The sequence below is a fragment of the Micromonospora sp. NPDC005237 genome (assembly GCF_040607775.1).
GTDB lineage: Bacteria > Actinomycetota > Actinomycetes > Mycobacteriales > Micromonosporaceae > Micromonospora.
Genome location: NZ_JBEXHJ010000002.1, coordinates 431,114 through 447,063, shown reverse-complemented (window position 1 = coordinate 447,063; position 15,950 = coordinate 431,114). Strand labels below are relative to the sequence as shown.

The window sequence follows — 15,950 nt, the reverse complement described above, 5'->3', positions numbered from 1 at the left end:
CCCCGAGGCTCCTGAAACTTGATCGGAGCGCGGGGCATGCCGGCTCTGGGCGGGCCGACGAGGACCATGGCCCAGGCCGTCGCCAGGCGCTCGGAAGCCGATCGTGAGCGACCAACGACGACCACTGGTGGCGACGACTGCCCAGGGAAAAGTGCGTGGTCCGCCTGATAGCCAGGCCGGCCAGGTCCTTTTTGCCTGCAGGTGGCGCTCTGAGGGGATGCAGTCGACAGCAGCGACGATAGCAACCGGCCCGACCGAGGACGCCTGACAACGGAAGCGTGCGGGCAGTCGTCCGAGGTCGTCGAACGCGGACAGACGACGCCGGACGACCCGCACAGAGCTTGTAAGCGAGGCCTCCTGAGTCAGCGCATGCCGGGGCCTATCGGGAAAGCGGGTTGGCGACGTAGACGCCCTTGCCCTGCCGGCCGTCGATCAAGCCTTCGGCTTTGAGCAGGAGCATGGAGGCGCGGATCACCGTGTTGCTGACGTCGTAGTGCTCGCACAGGGCGGCGAAGGACGGCAGCTTGTCGCCCGGCTTCAACTGGCCGGAGCTGATCTGCTCGCGGATATCCCGGGCGACCTGTAGGTACGCAGCTTCAGACATAGGTGGTGCTCCCAGCTTGGCGGCTGGTGCAAGCAGACCACACCCCAGGCTCGACTTACAACGCTATGTGTCGCAGCTGTTGACCCTGCGCACATTGCGTCCTAAGTTGCTTGTGGGGCTATCCAGCTTGGCGGCCGGGTCGTCCTGCCGTGGGTGCCCTGTCTCCGGACACGGCTGACCGGGTGCCCACGGAACCCCAAGCGTCGGCGGGAGGCGTCGTGACCAGACCGAACGATGCACCTGCCTCAACCGCAGGTGCCGGTCGTGCTGCCGGAGATGCCAACCCTTGGCAGCCGGGGCCGGAGAGCATTCGGCGGCGTGTGTCCTACGACGAGTACGTCTTCGCAGTGGCGCTCACCCTGGCTCGCCGCCACCGACCGATCTGGTCCTGGCGGCACTGGCGACGCGTCTGCCGCTGCGGAGCCGACCTGCCATGCCGGAGCCGCCACCGCATCCCAATCAACCGTGGTCACTGGCCAAGTCAGGATGGCCCGCAATGACGACCCACCTCCCGATCACGCCGTCCTGGACCTGCGGCGGCTGCGGTGCCGACTGGCCCTGTCACACCCGCCGGCGAGAGCTGCGAGCGGAGTACGACCGCGCCCCCGTGTCACTCGCCCTCTACCTGGCCGCCCAACTCGTAGACGCCGCCCAGGACCTGTCCCAAATCCCCGCCGGCCACCTACACCACCGCTTCCTCGGCTGGACCCGATGAGCATCCTGCGACCCGGCGACGAGAAGTTCCACTACAGCGACGGCTCCCACAAGTGGATCCCGCCGAACCCGGACTACGAACAAGAGGTCTGGGACGAGCAGGTCCGCCAGCACAAGCACGGCCACCTCAAGAACGAGCGCCCGAAGGTCCGCATCCAGCGCCTCGCTTGACGCCAGCAGTACAGCAGCGAAGTACAGCAGCGGTGCCAGCCGAACCAGATCGAGAAGCGCGCCAGCAGCCCGGGTGACCTCGCACGGCACCCGATCCGGCCGGCTCGCCGGCAATCCATAGGTTCAGGGTTCGAGTCCCTGGCGGCCCACCATTCAGCGCCTCTGAGCTGCGACAACTCCGACCGAAGATCATCGGGCACAGCCAGGGCACAACTCAAGGATGATCTTGGATCGCGGGCTGCCCGGCTGGTGCCGTCGGCGAGGTCAGGTGTCGAGGAGAGTCTCGTCATGCCAGACGTCCTCGTAGCCGGGTGCCAGTACTACGCCCCAACCTGGTGGGAGGGCGAGATACGGCCCAAGCTCTGGGGCGTATTCGTCCAGGTGCTCAACATGCAAGGGTGCGAAGAAATTGTCGTTTTCCTGAGGGATCGCGGGACCCCGCCACACGAACCAGCCGTTGCTGCTACCGACGATCGGGTGCCGCAGGGCGTTAAGCGGTTGTAGGTGGCGTGGGCGCGAAACTGCGATTCCGACCATCGTTCGCTGTCGGGACGGCACTGGCTCGACCGCGAAGCGTCGACACGTATCGCGTTGTGCGGCTGAGACACCGAGGCCGGGCATGCGTCGACGCCAACTGATCATGTAGCCCATCATGTGAAGCCGGACTGTCCCGGGTCAACCGGAGTACGACAACCGGCTGCCGGCGTGTCTAGTCCCACCACATGCTTGACGGATCCGTCCCCGTTGATGCTTGACGTTTGGTCTAGGAAACGAGTGCTTGATGTGTGTTGGCGGCTACTCGTAGACGGTGGCCATGACGAGGGCTTCGGCGAAGAGCTTCCAGCTGGGTGGGTCGGGGAAGGTCTCACCGAAGTTGCGGTAGCGTTGAGGGATCTTGAGAGAGCTTCGAGGAAGCTCTCCAGTGTCGTGTTCTCCCACTCGCCCGGGTGCGCTTCGAGGTCGGCGAGCATCTCGTCGACGATGCGTGCGACGTCCGCGAGGGAGGCGACCTGGTCGAGGTCACTGGTCTCGGCGTGCCGGCCGCTGTCGTAGGGGCTTCTCATCGGAGCATCGTGCCTTCCTTGGGTTCTGTATGCGTCTTGCGGGGTCGGCTGGCTTTGAGGTTGCGGACGGGCTGGTCGGTGGTGCGTCGGACGATGCGGGTGCCGTCGTCGCAGGCGATGGCCAGTTCGCTGTCGGTGACGTGGATGGTGACGGTTTTGCCGGCGTGGACTCGGCCGAGGGCGAGCGCCGCCACGCTTCTCAAGCTGACAGTGCGGGTTCGGTTCCCCGTCAGCCGCTCCACACGAGAGGCCATGGGCGGGACTCCGTCCGAGCCGGGCGCTCGTTGTGGGCGTTAGCACAGGCTTAACCCGGCCTTATCCCACCGTGCGCGAGGCTGGCCCCTGCCCAGGTCGGGGACGGACCGGCCCGGTCTACACGGGAGGATCACGTATGCGAATTCGTACCCTCGGGGTGCCCGCTCTGGTCGTCGCCCTGCTGACGGCCGTCACCCCGACCGCCGCCACCGCCGGGACCGTCAACTTCGGCCCGCTGGTCGACGTGGCGACGGGCGCCGTCCCGGGCGCCATGGCCACCGGCGACCTCGACGGCGACGCGCGGCCCGACCTGGCGGTCGCGCACACGGACGCGGACCGGGTCTCGATCCTGCTCAGCCGGGGGGCGACCGGCTTCCGGACTGGGACCGTGGTGGCCCTTGGAGGCGCGCCCCGCTCGGTCGCGCTCGCCGACGTTGACGGTGACGGCCGGCAGGACCTGGTCGCCACGATCGTCGACATCGGGCTCGATCAGGTGGTGGTCGCCCTCGGTCGAGGCAACGGCCGGTTCCGGGCGCCCCGGGTGATCGACCTGGCCCCGAACAGCGTCCCCCGAAACCTGGTCCCGGCTGACCTCGACGGCGACCGGGACATCGACCTGGCGCTGACCCTCGCCGGGCGAGAACAGGTCCAGGTGCTGCGCAATGACGGACGGGGCCGGTTCACACCGGGGGCGACTCTCGCGGCCGAGCCGACTGCCAACAACGGGCTGGCCGGGGCGGACCTCAACGGGGACGGCCACACCGACCTGGTGGCGACCGGCCAAGGCTACGGCCGGTTGGTGACCTGGTTGAACGCGGGCGACGGCACCTTCGCACCCGGGGTGTGGCACGAACTACCGAATCCCCGCAGCCCGGCCGTGCTCGCCGACTTCAACACCGACGGTCGGGTCGACGCGCTCGTACCGGGATCCGAGTGGGGCGACGCCCTTTACCTCGCGGGCAACGGCGACGGTACCTTCACCAACGAGCGCACGCTCAGTTTCGGGCAAGGTGAGCGGACCGCCGCCAGCGGCGACTTCGATGGCGACGGCAGCGCGGATCTCGCGTTCGGCGGCGGCTACTACGGCGTGCTGGTGATGCTCGGCAACGGGGATGGCACCTTCCAGACCCCGGCGACCTTGGCAACGCCCGGTATTCCCGGCGCGCCCGTGGTGGATGACTTCACCGGGGACGGGCGGGACGACATAGTCGTGCCGAACTCCAACGGCCTGAGCGACAGCCTCTGGTTCGTCCCGGCCATCTGAACCCTCGGCCCGGGAGGCAGCAGACTCGGACGAAGCGCCCGGGATCCTCCGGGCGCTTCGGTCATTTCAGCAATCTTGGCCAGGTGCGGCGGGCAGGTCGAGGTCGACCAGGAGGGTACGACGGCTGAAGTCGCGCGCTGGTAGCTTGACGCGTCCTGCGAGAAGTGGAGTCTGTCCGTGCTCAGGATGGTGCTGCGTACGTTGGTCGCGGTGGTGGCCGTCGCCATGGTGGCGGCGTGCACTTCTTCAACGGCAGACCGACCAGCGAGCGAGACGAAGCCGACGACGGGCTCGGCTACGAAGCCACCGCCCCCAGCAGTTCCGGCGACGGGCGGATCCGGGTACTCCGCGGCGCTGTCCGCACGCTTGGTGGCGACGGAGTCGCTGCCGCCCGGGTTCACTGTGGACATCGCGACTGTCATGGCGAGGGATGCTGGGGACAACCATTCCGGCGGCGACTCATCCTGTACGGACGAGATGATCCCGCTGCTGTCGGCCCGACGGCTGACCGGCACTCCGTCAGCGATCGCCGCAGCCACCCTCAGCTATGACGTGGGTCCCGATGACTTGTGGGTGGGCACCGAAGTCCTCAGGACCTACGCCGATGACGGTGCCCGACGAGCGATGGCCGACCTGCGAGCCTTCATCGACCGTTGTCCCACCGCTTCGCCGTCCGCCCAGGTCGGCGGCGGTAGCTACCGCTACGCATCGGCGCCAGGATCTCAGTTGGGCGATGAGAGTGTCCACGTCAGCTGCACCGCGACGTCGGGCGCTGACGCGCTGAAGTGCGACGTCCTGCTCGTCCGGATCGGAACCACTCTGGTGGCGATTCAGGAGGAAAGCAACAAACCCGGCAACGACGAGCTGCTCACCCAGGTCGCCGAGGCTGCGCTGCAGAGATACCAGTCGACCGGATCCTGAGCCCCACCGTCACTCGCGTCGGGCAGCTCCGCGGAAGGCGTACGTCACAAGGCCCGTGACCGCCAGGACGGCCGCGACCACGGCCGCCGGCCGGCTGGTGTGGGGCTGGCCCGGCCAGGTGGCAAGGGCACCCCACGTGCTCGGCTGAGGGAACATCGCGGCGACGACAGCCCAGCCCATGGGGAGGAACCAGGCGCGGGCCGCGCCTACGACCGCCGCGCAGAGGGCGGTCAGGCCGAGCAGGCCGGCGGAGTCGCGAACCACCAGCGCGGCGGGGCCGAAACGGGCGCCGGTTAGTTGGGTGGCGAGCAGCACGACGAGTACGAGCGCCAGAGCGGCCAGCAGGTGCACGGCTCGGCGCCACGGCCAGTGCAGTGCGGCAGTGCGTTCCAGGTCTTCGTCCGGTGCTGCCAGCGTGGTCGACAGGACCGCCACCATCAGCATGACCGTCAGCACGACGAGCAGGAGGATGGCGTCGCGCTCCTTCGAGAGGGTCAGCCACAGCGCCCAGATCAGCGCTGCGGCGCCGACGGACGCGGCCAGTGCCAGGGGTACGCGTCGTGCGCGCAGGTGGAGGGTCACCGCGACAGCAGTCCGGTGGTGTCCCGGCAGGCCAGGATCGCGTCGCGTACCGCCGTCACGCGGGCGATCGCCTCCGGTGCCGGTAGCTTCTGCAGGCCCTGCCACAGGGTGGCCGCCTCGGCGTTGAGCTGCGGGTCCTCCTCGATCATCTCGGGGATCACGCCGACGTCGGAGACCGGCTCGCGGCCGAGCAGGTGGTAGGCGGCTGCCCGTTCGACCGCGGCGTTGCGCTCGCATTCCGGGTTGCCGTACCCGGTGCCCAGGCCGAAGACCATCTCGGGGACCACGGCGTCGGGGTGGGCCAGGCCGCCGTGGTCGTCGATCCGGACGACGATCGTGACGATGTCGGCGTCGCGGGCGGGCGCGTCCTCGAGGAATAGGGCCCGCCTGTCCTCGTGCGCCTGCGTGGGGCCGTTCGGCATTTTCGCGAGGACGGACAAGCCCTGGCGGGCGAGTGGGGTCAGCGCGTCCAGCACGTTCGCGTGGACGCGGGTGACGCAGACCTTCGGCGCGTCGTCGGTGCAGACGAGTTCGCGGGCGACGGGGTCGACAGGTGCGACGAGGGCTGCCTCGTCGCGGGGGACGATCGCCGCCGCGGCGCCGAAGCCGAGCAGCACCGGCAGCACGGCGGCCACCGAGGCCCGTCGGCCCCCGGCGACCAGCAGGAGTACGCCGGTCAGCGCGAGCCCGCCCATGAAGAGGGCGAGCACGGCGGTGACCCGCGGGTCGATGGTCTGGAACGGGTAGAACGGGGTGCTGCCGTAGGCGGGCGACAGGATCGCGCCCATCCAGTCGGGCCGCATGATCACGGTGAAGAAGACCAGCAGCACACCTGCCACGGCGAGCACGGGAGCGGTCACCAGAGTGGGCAGCAGCCGCCCGATACCCAGGCCGAGCCAGGCCGCCGCGACGAGGCAGAGCGCGCCGACCAGCGTGATGGCGACGACGTCCGGCGGGAAGTAGGCGGCGGTCGACGCGATCCGCATGCCGCCCGCGGCGACCACGAGCAGGAAGGCGAGCCCGACCGAGGATCCCATCGCGACGAGGACCGGCAGCATCCGACGGATGCGGGACCGGGGTGTGGTGGCGAACAGTTCGCCGACCTTGGCCCGGTGCTCGCGGCGGCCCTGCCACGCTCCGGCGGCCAGGGCGATCGGCCACAGCAGGATCATGTACTCCTTCACGGTCAGCGTGAGGGACATCCAGCCCTCCGACCAGCGCCCCGGGGCGATGTAGAGGGCGGCGACGCCGACCGCCAACGCGAGCAGGGCAGCGCCGGCCGCGGCGGAGCGCCGCAGTTCGATCCTCAGGACACTCATCGGGCGGCCTCCGCGTGGTGGCGGCGGAGCAGGGCCGAGTAGCCGCGTTCGGCGGGGCTGTCGCCCGGGTGGTGTTCGTCGCCCTGGGTGGCCAGGGCGGCGGGCGTGCCCTGCCAGACCAGCCGACCCTCGTTGATCAGCACGACCTCGGTGCAGGCGGCGACCACGTCCTCGACGAGGTGGGTGGAGACCAGTACGCAGGCGTCCGTGCCCAGGTCGCGCAGCAGCTCGCGCAGGTCGAGGCGCTGTTCGGGGTCGAGGCCGACGGTCGGCTCGTCCAGCAGAAGCACCTGCGGGTCGTTGACGATGGCCTGGGCGACGCCGGCCCGGCGCAGCATCCCGCCGGAGAGTGTCCGGAGGCGGGCGTCGGCCTTGGCGCTGAGTCCCACGCGGTCGATCGCGCGCTGCGTGGCCGCCGGGATGTCGGACTTCGGCATCTCCTTCAACCAGGCCAGGTACGACACGAACTCGCGCACCGTGAACCGCGGGTAGTAGCCGAAGTGCTGCGGTAGGTAGCCCAGCGCGCGCCGGGCCTGGCGCAGGTCGGCGCGGCCGTCGACCGAGCTGCCCAGCAGGGTGAGCCGACCTCCGGCCGGCTTGAGCACCGTGGCGAGGGCACGCATCAACGTCGTCTTGCCCGCGCCGTTGCGCCCCAGCAGGCCGTGCACGCCGGTGCCCAGGCTCAGGTCGAGCCCGTCGACGGCCAGGTGGCGGCCGGCCCGCACCTTCAGCGCCTCGGCGTGAATGGCCCAGGGGTGGATGGTGGTGGCCGTTTCGGCCGTACTCACCGCTCGCATGGTGGTTCCCTTCAGAACGAGGTGAGGCGCCGGAAGCTGTTGGCGCGCAGGAGGGTCAGGGCGGCCAGCACGACAGTGACGACCGCCCACCCGCCGGTGGCCGCCGGTTCCAGGAGCACCGGCAGTTCGGCGGTGGCGAGGCTGGGCGCGACCACGGCGGCGGCCCAGGCCACCATCAGGCCGATCGCGGCGCGGTGAACGCCGACGAGGGAGCCGAGCAGCAGCGTGGCGGCGGTGAAGGCCAGGCACGGCAGGAGCATCAGCGCGGGGTTCGCCCGGCTGGCGCCGAGGGCGGCGAACGCGGCGAGCACCGGGATGACGAGGACGAGCACCACTGCGGTACGGCGCAACAGCATCGTCAGACCGGCCGACGGGGTGCCGACGATCAGCTCCCAGGCCGGGTCGGCGCGTCTGCTCCAGGCAGCCGCGACCCCGGGCAGCGGTGCCAGGGGCGCGAGCAGCAACACGATCGACGGCAACTCGGACAGGAAGTACGTGAGCAGGGCCGCGGTGCCGAGCACGCCGGCGGTCATGGCGACCCACGGCAGCAGCGCCGCCACGAACCAGCGCTGCCGTACCGGCGTACGGAAGAAGGCCCTGGACCGTGGGGCGGGGCCGGCGGCGATCCCACGGTCGACGGCTGCCGCGACCTCGGCGACCAGGGCGCGCGACTCGGCGGTGGTGCTGCCGGCCAGGCGGGCGCGGCAGTCGGCGCAGTCCTCCAGGTGCACCTCGATCGACCAGACGGTCGCCTCGTCGAGGCCGGGATCGAAGTCGGCGTAGCGGTCGATGTCGTTCAGGGTGGGATGCGTGGTCATGACAGGGCCTCCCGCAGGACGATCCGGGCGCGGCGGATCCGGGACTTGACGGTGTTCTCGGGTACGCCCAGCAGCACGGACGTCTCGCGGACGGTGAAGCCGTCGAGGACGGTGGCGCGCAGCACCGCGCGGACCTCGGGCGGCAGCAGGGCGAGGGCCTGTTCGAGTTCCTGCCCGACGCGGCCGGCCAGCACCTCGTCCTCGGCGGCGGGCACGACCGTCTCGACCGGGTGTACCTGCGGCGTCCGGGCCTGCCGGGAGCGACGCCGGAACGCGTCGACCAGGCGGTGCGCGGCGATGGTCCACAACCAGCCGACGGCGCTGCCGCTGACCTGGTCGCCGGCGAAGCTGCCGGCCGCCCGCCAGAGGGTCAGGTAGGTCTCCTGGAGGACGTCGGCGACCACATCGGGGTCGGCGCACCGACGCCGCAGCCGCACCTCCAGCCAGGGTGCGGTGCGCCGGTAGAGCTCGTCGAAGGCCCGCCGGTCACCGTGGGCCACGCGACGTACGAGTTCCTGCTCGTCGGCCGCGTCCAGACTTCGTCTCACATCAGGTAAGACGACGACCCCCTCGTGATCGGGTCCCGCATCGGTGTGACCGCCGTCACCGACGGCCCGGTCGGACGTCAATGGCGTTGCACGGCCCCCGGGTCGGCTGGTTAGGTTGACGCCATGTCCAGCTCGTACGCGTTCCCGACGGCGTCCCCCGACGTCCTGTTCGGCGCGCTGCGACGTCGGCGGTCCTGCGACCGCCCGCGCTGAGCATCCCTCACCTGCGACCGGCGGATCGAGCCGCCGGTCGTCACCGATCGTCCTCGGTCCGCCCGCATCCCCATTCGGTGATCCGCGAGCGGCGGATCCGAGCGAGATCGGCGTACCCATGGATCTGGAAAAGCTGCTGACCGACCGGCTGGCGCCGGCGTTCGCGACGGTGGCCGGCGTACCGGTCGACCCGGTCGTGCGGCGGTCTCCGCGCGCGGACTTCCAGTCCGACGCGGCGCTGGCGTTGGCCCGGCGGCTCGGCCGGCCGCCGCGCGACGTCGCCGCCGAGGTGCTGGAGTACGCCGACCTGGCCGACGTGTGCAGTGTCGCCGAGGTGTCCGGGCCGGGCTTTCTCAACCTGACCGTCGCCGACGCGGTCCTGGCCGGGCTGGTGTCCGCGCTCGCCACCGACCCGCGGCTGGGTGTGCCGGTGGCCGCCGAGCCGGAGACGGTGGTCATCGACTACTCGGCGCCGAACGTGGCGAAGGAGATGCACGTCGGGCACCTGCGCTCGACGGTGATCGGCGACGCGGCGGCCCGGCTGCTGGAATGGCTGGGGCACCGGGTGCTGCGGGCCAATCACCTGGGCGACTGGGGCACGCCCTTCGGCATGCTGATCGAGCATCTGGCCGATCTGGGCGAGGCCGAGGCCGCACACGAGCTGTCCATGGGGGACCTGGACTCGTTCTACAAGGCGGCTCGGGCGAAGTTCGACGCCGACGAGGCGTTCGCCGAGCGGTCCCGGCGGCGGGTGGTGGCCCTGCAGGGCGGCGATCCGGTGACGCTGCGGCTGTGGCGGCTGCTGGTGGAGCAGTCCGAGCAGTACTTCCTGACCGTGTACGGCAGGCTCGACGTGACCCTCACCGAGCGGGACTTCCACGGCGAGAGCAGCTACAACGACCTGCTCGCCCCGGTGGTCGAGGACCTGGGTCGGCTCGGCCTGCTGCGCGAGAGCGACGGGGCGGCCTGCGTGTTCCCGCCCGGCTCGGTGGGCCGGGACGGCGAGCCGCTGCCGCTGATCGTCCGCAAGTCCGACGGCGGGTACGGGTACGCGGCGACCGACCTGGCGGCGATCCGGCAGCGGACCGACGCGCTGGGCGCGACCCGACTGCTCTACGTGGTCGGGCTGCCGCAACGGCGGCACTTCGAGATGGTGTACGCCGTCGCCGCGCAGGCCGGTTGGCTGGCGCCACCGGCCCGGGCCGAGCATGTCGGGTTCGGCTCGATCCTCGGGTCGGACGGGCGGATGCTGCGCAGCCGGGCCGGCGGGTCGGTGAAGCTGGTCGGGCTGCTGGAGGAGGCGATCGCGAGGGCCACCGCGCTGACCCGGGACCGGAACCCGGAACTGGGCGAGGCGGAGGCGGCCGAGGTGGGCCGGGCGGTCGGCATCGGCGCGATCAAGTATGCCGACCTGTCCAACGACCGGCACCGGGATTACGTGCTCGACTGGGAGCGGATGCTGTCCCTGGACGGCAACACCGCGCCCTACCTCCAGTACGCGTACTCCCGGATCCGGTCGATCTTTCGGCGGGCCGCGGTGGCGGCCCGGCCGAACGCGACCGTCACGCTGGCCGAGCCGGCGGAGCGGGCGCTGGCCTTCGAACTGGTCGGCTTCGGCCGGGTGGTCGGCGAGGTGGCGGAGGACCTGGAGTTCCATCACCTCGCCGGCTACCTGTACCGGCTGGCCGCGGCGTTCAGCGCGTTCTACGAACGGTGTCCGGTGCTGCGGGCCGAGGGGCCCGTCCGGGACAGCCGGCTGGTGCTCTGTGACCTGACCGCCCGGGTGCTCCGGCAGGGCCTGCACCTGCTCGGCATCCGGACCCCCGAACGCATGTGAGCGCCGCCCGCCCCCCTTACCGGCCGGCCGCATTCATGGCGCGCTCGGAGTTGACGTAGTTATCCTCTTCGGGTGCTGGTCCGTGTGGAGATCGTTGGCACGAGTCCGGCACTGCGAAGGGACCTTCGACATGCCCCGTGTGGTACCGGCAGTTATCCGCGCACTCGACGTCCTCGAACTGTTCCTGGACTGCCCGCAACTGTCGGCCCGCCAGGTGATGGAGCGTCTCGACCTGCCCCGCACCACAGTCCACGAGCTGCTCGTCACGCTTGAGGCTCGCTCGTACCTGATCTCCGTACCGGGCCAGCCGGTGCAGTACCGGCTCGGCATGCCGCTGTTCCAGCTGGGCGCGGCGTTCGCGGGCCGGCTTGATCTGGTACGCGAGGCGCAGGGCGTCGCGCGGGACGTGGCCGCCAGGTGTGACGAGGCGGTTCATGTGGCGGTGCTCGACGGCGCCGATGTCATCTACCTCGTCAAGTTCGACAGCACGCACCCCGTGCGGATGGTTTCCGGTGTGGGGCTGCGGCTGCCGGCCCACTGCACGGCGGTCGGCAAGGTACTGCTGTCGGCCCTCGATCAGGCGGACCTGGACGCCGTCCTGTCGAAGGATCCGCTGCCGGGGATGACGCCGGACAGCATCACCGACCCGGACCTTCTCCGTGAGCATCTCGAAGGTGTCCGGGCGGAGGGTGTCGCGGTCGACGTCGGCGAGTCGGACAGCGCGATGCGCTGCGTCGCGGCGGCGATCCGGGACCATTCCGGTGCCGTCATCGCCGCGATGAGCCTGTCCGCGCCGATCATCCGCTGGACGCCTGAGGTGCAGGTGGAGTGGACCGGGCTGGTTCGGGAGGGCGCGGCCGCGCTGTCGGCTCGGATGGGCTACCGGGCCCAGTCTCGATAGCCGACCTCCCGCTTTCGGGTCGAAACAACATCGAAACATTGACATGACTCAGTGCGCTGCTCTAGCGTCGCGACCACTCGATCCGGTATATCGAACCTAGTTCGAAATCTCGAACGGCGGTGGTCCCGTGACCCGACCGAACTGGAACGTCAGCGCCACCATCTCGGCCCGGTCGCCGATCGCCTCAACCTCGTCGCGCTGCCCGACGTGCGGCACCCGAAATGTCGCGAGTGGCCCGGGCGAAGCGTGCGTGAGCGGACGTCCCCCGGTGGTGGGCGGGCCCGCTCGCCACCGTGGCGACCCACGAACGACCTGATCTCGACGGGCGACCGTCCGTGGTCGCCGCCACAGAAACCCAACTGGAACCCAACCATCGCGGTGTCCGCCAGGTGAGCCTTCGGCGTGCAGCCGTACGCGGGGAAATGAAGGAGGCGAATGTCCATGGAAGAAAAGCCGGCGTGGTCTCGGCGCGGCTTTCTGGGGGTGGGGGTGGGCGTGCTCGGCGCGACCGGCCTGGCCGCGTGCGGGGGCAGCTCCGAATCGCCCAGCAAGGTGCAGCCGGACGTTCCACCGGAGCTGATCGACGCCGCGTCGTCGATGAAGGGCTCCTCGATGGGGATACTGTCGCAGAAGCTGTACTCGACGGCGGCGAACGAGGCTCTCGACAGCTCGGTCAAGAAGTTCGCCGACACCACCGGAACGAAGATCGAGAACAGTCTGGTCCAGGCCGACGCCGGTGACGTGGTGGCCAAGATCGATGCCGAGGTCAAGGGCGGGGTGGCGCGCGACCTGGCGTTCATGACCGACTCGCGGTTCGTCGCGCAGTTCCAGGCGCTGGGCGACCTGGAGGACGTGACGGACGTCGTCACAGCGCTGACCGCCACGTACGGCGAACCGTGCGCCGAGGCCAAGAACTTCTGCGTCTTCGACGGCAGGTGGTTCGCGATCCCGTACCACTTCATCGGGATCGGATCGTTCCTGCGCAAGGACTGGATGCAGGACAAGGGCATCACGCCCAAGGACATCTACAGCTGGGAGGAGCTGCGGGACCTCTGCCTGGAGATCTCCGATCCGGGCAAGCGCCGGTTCGGCTGGGGCATGACGGTGAACCGGTCCGGTGACGGCAACGGCATGATCGAGGCGCTGATCAACGCGTACGGCGGGTCGATCGCCTCCAACGACGGCCGGAAGGTCACGTTCGACTCCCCCGAGACGGTGCAGGCGGTGACCTTCCTGGGCGACATCTACACCAATCCCAAGTACAAGCCGATGCTGCCGCCGGGGGTCGCGAGCTGGACCGACACCAGCAACAACGAGAACTGGCTCGCGGGGATCCTCGGCTACACCCGCAACCAGTTCAGCGTGTACGCGGACTCCCGGACCAAGAAGAACCCGGTGTACGCGAACACCCACGTGTTCTCCGACTGCATCGGGCCGGCGACCAACAATCCCCTGCTGCTCGGCCAGTCGCAGGGCTTCGTCGTCTTCAAGGGCGCCAAGAACCCCGGGCTCGCCAAGCTCCTGGCGCAGTACCTGGTCAGCGCGCCCGCGCTGCTCGGGGTGGCGAAGGAAGCGCCCGGCCTGGTGATGCCCGCCTGGGAGAAGGTCTGGGACGCCGACCCGTTCTTCACCAGCGGCGACCCGGCGTTCCCCATGCTGCGCAAGATCACCGAACTGAAGCTGCCGCTGAACACGAAGAACGGCCTGGCCTTCCCGCAGAAGGCCAGCGCCGGCCAGCAGGCCGTCGGCGCGGCCTACGTCCTCACCGACATGATGCAGCAGGTCGTCCAGGGCACGGCGCCGGCGCAGGCCGTGACGGCCGCCCACGCGAAGATGGTGCAGATCTTCAACCAGCAGGGGCTGCCACAGTGAGGTCGGTCCGTCCCGCGCGGGTCCCGGCGGCGAGGAGGTCCCCGCCGCCGGGACCCGGCTCCCTCACGGCGGTCCAGCGGCGGCTGGGTCGTGACTGGCGACTGGCCGCACTGTTCCTCGCGCCCATGGCCGTACTGGTCGGCGGGCTCGTCCTCGTGCCGATCGCCAGGTCGATCGTCACCAGCACCACGGAACGGCACGGGCAGGACACCGTGTTCGTCGGCCTGGACAACTACCTCCACCTCGTCGGCGACGACCAGTTCCACACGGGCGTGGTGAACTCGTTCGTCTTCACCGCGTACGCCGAGATCTTCAAGGTGGTGCTCGGGCTGGCCGCGGCCCTGCTGCTGCACCACCGACGCCGCGGGCGAGCGGTGCTGGCGGGGTTGCTGCTGGTGCCGTGGGTGGTGCCGACGGTGGTGACGGCGTTCAGTTGGCGCGCGCTGCTCGACCCCATCTTCGGCAGCGTCAACACGCTGCTCACCGCCACCGGGATCGGGCCGCTGCTGGCCAGCGCGCACCTGGTGGACAGCTGGCCGGCGGGCTGGCTGTCCGACCCGTCGCTGGCCATGCCGTCGGTGATCCTCGTCAACGTCTGGAAGGGGGTGCCGTTCTTCACCGTGTGTTTCCTGGCCGGGTTGAAGGCCATCCCGGCGGACCTCTACGAGGCGGCGACCATCGACGGGGCCTCGTCGTTGCAGCGGTTCGTCAACGTGACGCTGCCCGGACTCCGTCACGTGATCACCGTGACGGTGACCCTGTCGTCGATCTGGACGTTCAACAACTTCGACCTCGTCTGGTTGCTGACCCAGGGTGGCCCGGGTGACGTGACCGCGCCGTACGTGCTCGTCGCGTACTCGAAGGCGATCTTGCAGTTGCAGTACGGCGCGGGCGCGGCGGTCACGCTCGTCATGTTGCCGGTCATCGGCGGGCTGGTGTTCGTCCTGGTCCGGCTGTTGCGCCAGGATTCCGGGGCGAAACTGCCCCGACCGCGCCGCGCAGCGCGGTGGGTCGGTACGCGGTGGACCGCGACGTCGCGCAAGGCCCTGCCGTGGGTCGTCGCGGCGGTGGTCACCGGTCTGCTGGCCTGGGCATCGCCACAGATCTTCTGGAAGGCGGCGGTGGTCCTCGGGGTGATCCTGCTGATCGCCGCAGGGGTCGGCCGGGTGGTTTCGACCCTCCAGTCGCGCGGCGGTCGCCGGGCGTCGTCTGTGGTGTCGGGCCTGGGATCCGGTGTCGCGCTGGCCGGGCTGCTCTTCTTCGTGCTGGGCCCGCTCTACTGGATCGCCGTCACGGCCTTCAAGTCCGAGGGCCAGGTCGTGATGCGGACGGACGACCTGTGGCCGACGCCGTGGACCACCGAGCAGTTCAGCGGACTCTTCGCCAACCAGCCCTTCGGTCGCTGGTACCTCAACACCCTGCTGGTGTCCGCGGCGTCCACGGCGGTGGCGCTGGTCTGCGCCGCCCTGGCGGGCTACGCGCTGGCCCGGCTGCGGTTCCGCGGGGCGCAGGGCTTCACCGTCACGGTCCTGCTCACCTACGTGATGCCGGGCGCGCTGCTGTTCATCCCCCTGTACCAGATGCTCATCGGCGCGCGGCTCACCGACTCGTTGTGGTCGCTGGTGGTGACGTACCCGACCTTCACGCTGCCGTTCGCCACCTGGCTGCTGGTGGGCTACTTCTCGTCGATCCCCGTCGAGCTGGAGGAGGCCGCGCTGGTCGACGGTTGCAGCCGCGTCCAGGCGTTCGGCCGGGTGGTGCTGCCCCTGGCCAAGCCGGGGCTGCTGGCGGTCGCGCTCTTCACCCTGACCAACGCCTGGAACGAGTTCCTCTTCGCCTTCGTGTTCATCACGAAGGACGAGTACAAGACGCTGCCGGTGGGGATGCAGTCGATGATCGCAGGAGACGTCGTACCGCAGGGACAACTCGCCGCGGCGTCGCTGCTCGTCAGCATCCCCGTGGTGATCATGTACGCCCTCGGGCAGCGCTTCCTCACCGAAGGGCTCACCGCCGGCGCGGTGAAGGGCTGACCGGGTACGTCGAGTCGCGAGCGCGGACGTGCATCAGGTG

General features: G+C 70.0%; 15 protein-coding genes. 8 read left to right on the top strand and 7 right to left on the bottom strand.

Going from position 1 to position 15,950, the window contains the following annotated elements:
- Positions 1-379 precede the first annotated feature (379 nt).
- Complete coding sequence (locus tag ABZT87_RS07025; RefSeq protein WP_355134164.1) at positions 380-604, bottom strand: winged helix-turn-helix domain-containing protein; 225 nt, start codon at positions 602-604, stop codon at positions 380-382.
- A 496-nt stretch (positions 605-1,100) separates the two neighbouring features.
- On the opposite strand from ABZT87_RS07025, the gene ABZT87_RS07020 reads away from it, so the two are divergent.
- Both ABZT87_RS07020 and ABZT87_RS07015 read left to right on the top strand, forming a co-directional pair.
- Entirely contained in the window at positions 1,101-1,319 is a 219-nt protein-coding gene (locus ABZT87_RS07020; RefSeq protein WP_355134162.1) for a flavin reductase, read from the top strand.
- Positions 1,316-1,489 carry a hypothetical protein gene (locus ABZT87_RS07015; RefSeq protein WP_355134160.1) on the top strand — a complete coding sequence of 58 codons (174 nt, stop codon included), beginning with the start codon at positions 1,316-1,318 and terminating at the stop codon, positions 1,487-1,489. The genes ABZT87_RS07020 and ABZT87_RS07015 overlap by 4 nt, the downstream gene beginning before the upstream one ends.
- 1,060 nt (positions 1,490-2,549) lie before the next feature.
- On the opposite strand, the gene ABZT87_RS07010 is transcribed toward ABZT87_RS07015, so the two are convergent.
- The gene (locus ABZT87_RS07010) at positions 2,550-2,747 is read right to left on the bottom strand and encodes a hypothetical protein (RefSeq protein WP_355134158.1); all 198 of its coding nucleotides are present in this window, start codon (positions 2,745-2,747) and stop codon (positions 2,550-2,552) included.
- Between the two features lie 197 nt (positions 2,748-2,944).
- On the opposite strand from ABZT87_RS07010, the gene ABZT87_RS07005 reads away from it, so the two are divergent.
- The gene (locus ABZT87_RS07005) at positions 2,945-4,072 is read left to right on the top strand and encodes a VCBS repeat-containing protein (protein WP_355134156.1); all 1,128 of its coding nucleotides are present in this window, start codon (positions 2,945-2,947) and stop codon (positions 4,070-4,072) included.
- 177 nt (positions 4,073-4,249) lie between these two features.
- Positions 4,250-4,993: a hypothetical protein gene (locus ABZT87_RS07000; RefSeq protein ID WP_355134154.1), complete on the top strand. Its 744-nt coding sequence runs from the start codon at positions 4,250-4,252 to the stop codon at positions 4,991-4,993.
- Between the two features lie 9 nt (positions 4,994-5,002).
- Here ABZT87_RS07000 and ABZT87_RS06995 read toward each other — a convergent pair whose 3' ends face one another.
- Genes ABZT87_RS06995 through ABZT87_RS06975 form a run of 5 tightly spaced genes read right to left on the bottom strand, consistent with a single transcriptional unit; the run spans position 5,003 to position 9,057 of the window.
- Complete coding sequence (locus tag ABZT87_RS06995) at positions 5,003-5,575, bottom strand: hypothetical protein (RefSeq protein ID WP_355134152.1); 573 nt, start codon at positions 5,573-5,575, stop codon at positions 5,003-5,005.
- Positions 5,572-6,894, bottom strand: a complete 1,323-nt coding sequence (locus ABZT87_RS06990; RefSeq protein ID WP_355134151.1) for a hypothetical protein — start codon at positions 6,892-6,894, stop codon at positions 5,572-5,574. Before ABZT87_RS06990 ends, ABZT87_RS06995 begins: the two co-directional genes overlap by 4 nt.
- The gene (locus ABZT87_RS06985) at positions 6,891-7,691 is read right to left on the bottom strand and encodes an ATP-binding cassette domain-containing protein (RefSeq protein WP_355134149.1); all 801 of its coding nucleotides are present in this window, start codon (positions 7,689-7,691) and stop codon (positions 6,891-6,893) included. The genes ABZT87_RS06990 and ABZT87_RS06985 overlap by 4 nt, the downstream gene beginning before the upstream one ends.
- A gap of 11 nt (positions 7,692-7,702) precedes the next feature.
- On the bottom strand, positions 7,703-8,509 hold the full coding sequence (locus tag ABZT87_RS06980) for a hypothetical protein (RefSeq protein ID WP_355134147.1): 807 nt from the start codon (positions 8,507-8,509) through the stop codon (positions 7,703-7,705).
- Complete coding sequence (locus tag ABZT87_RS06975) at positions 8,506-9,057, bottom strand: sigma-70 family RNA polymerase sigma factor (protein WP_355134145.1); 552 nt, start codon at positions 9,055-9,057, stop codon at positions 8,506-8,508. The genes ABZT87_RS06980 and ABZT87_RS06975 overlap by 4 nt, the downstream gene beginning before the upstream one ends.
- A 331-nt stretch (positions 9,058-9,388) precedes the next feature.
- Here ABZT87_RS06975 and argS point away from each other — a divergent pair, with 331 nt between their 5' ends.
- The 4 genes from argS to ABZT87_RS06955 all read left to right on the top strand — a co-directional run bounded on the left by argS (position 9,389) and on the right by ABZT87_RS06955 (position 15,910).
- The gene (gene argS / locus ABZT87_RS06970; RefSeq protein ID WP_355134143.1) at positions 9,389-11,107 is read left to right on the top strand and encodes an arginine--tRNA ligase; all 1,719 of its coding nucleotides are present in this window, start codon (positions 9,389-9,391) and stop codon (positions 11,105-11,107) included.
- 130 nt (positions 11,108-11,237) lie between these two features.
- Positions 11,238-12,008, top strand: coding sequence for an IclR family transcriptional regulator (locus ABZT87_RS06965; RefSeq protein WP_355134141.1), 771 nt, complete (start codon positions 11,238-11,240; stop codon positions 12,006-12,008).
- 435 nt (positions 12,009-12,443) lie between these two features.
- Positions 12,444-13,880 carry an extracellular solute-binding protein gene (locus ABZT87_RS06960; protein WP_355134139.1) on the top strand — a complete coding sequence of 479 codons (1,437 nt, stop codon included), beginning with the start codon at positions 12,444-12,446 and terminating at the stop codon, positions 13,878-13,880.
- A gap of 125 nt (positions 13,881-14,005) precedes the next feature.
- Positions 14,006-15,910: an ABC transporter permease subunit gene (locus tag ABZT87_RS06955; protein WP_355134137.1), complete on the top strand. Its 1,905-nt coding sequence runs from the start codon at positions 14,006-14,008 to the stop codon at positions 15,908-15,910.
- The last annotated feature ends 40 nt before the right edge of the window (positions 15,911-15,950 follow it).

What these genes read in the sequence shown, in the direction of transcription:
- ABZT87_RS06990 (WP_355134151.1), bottom strand. Translation starts at nt 6,894, where the DNA reads ATGAGTGTCCTGAGGATCGAACTGCGGCGCTCCGCCGCGGCCGGCGCT.
- ABZT87_RS07025 (WP_355134164.1), bottom strand. Translation starts at nt 604, where the DNA reads ATGTCTGAAGCTGCGTACCTACAGGTCGCCCGGGATATCCGCGAGCAG.
- ABZT87_RS07015 (WP_355134160.1), top strand. Translation starts at nt 1,316, where the DNA reads ATGAGCATCCTGCGACCCGGCGACGAGAAGTTCCACTACAGCGACGGC.
- argS (WP_355134143.1), top strand. Translation starts at nt 9,389, where the DNA reads ATGGATCTGGAAAAGCTGCTGACCGACCGGCTGGCGCCGGCGTTCGCG.
- ABZT87_RS07020 (WP_355134162.1), top strand. Translation starts at nt 1,101, where the DNA reads ATGACGACCCACCTCCCGATCACGCCGTCCTGGACCTGCGGCGGCTGC.
- ABZT87_RS06955 (WP_355134137.1), top strand. Translation starts at nt 14,006, where the DNA reads ATGGCCGTACTGGTCGGCGGGCTCGTCCTCGTGCCGATCGCCAGGTCG.
- ABZT87_RS06960 (WP_355134139.1), top strand. Translation starts at nt 12,444, where the DNA reads ATGTCCATGGAAGAAAAGCCGGCGTGGTCTCGGCGCGGCTTTCTGGGG.
- ABZT87_RS06985 (WP_355134149.1), bottom strand. Translation starts at nt 7,691, where the DNA reads ATGCGAGCGGTGAGTACGGCCGAAACGGCCACCACCATCCACCCCTGG.
- ABZT87_RS06980 (WP_355134147.1), bottom strand. Translation starts at nt 8,509, where the DNA reads ATGACCACGCATCCCACCCTGAACGACATCGACCGCTACGCCGACTTC.
- ABZT87_RS06965 (WP_355134141.1), top strand. Translation starts at nt 11,238, where the DNA reads ATGCCCCGTGTGGTACCGGCAGTTATCCGCGCACTCGACGTCCTCGAA.
- ABZT87_RS07005 (WP_355134156.1), top strand. Translation starts at nt 2,945, where the DNA reads ATGCGAATTCGTACCCTCGGGGTGCCCGCTCTGGTCGTCGCCCTGCTG.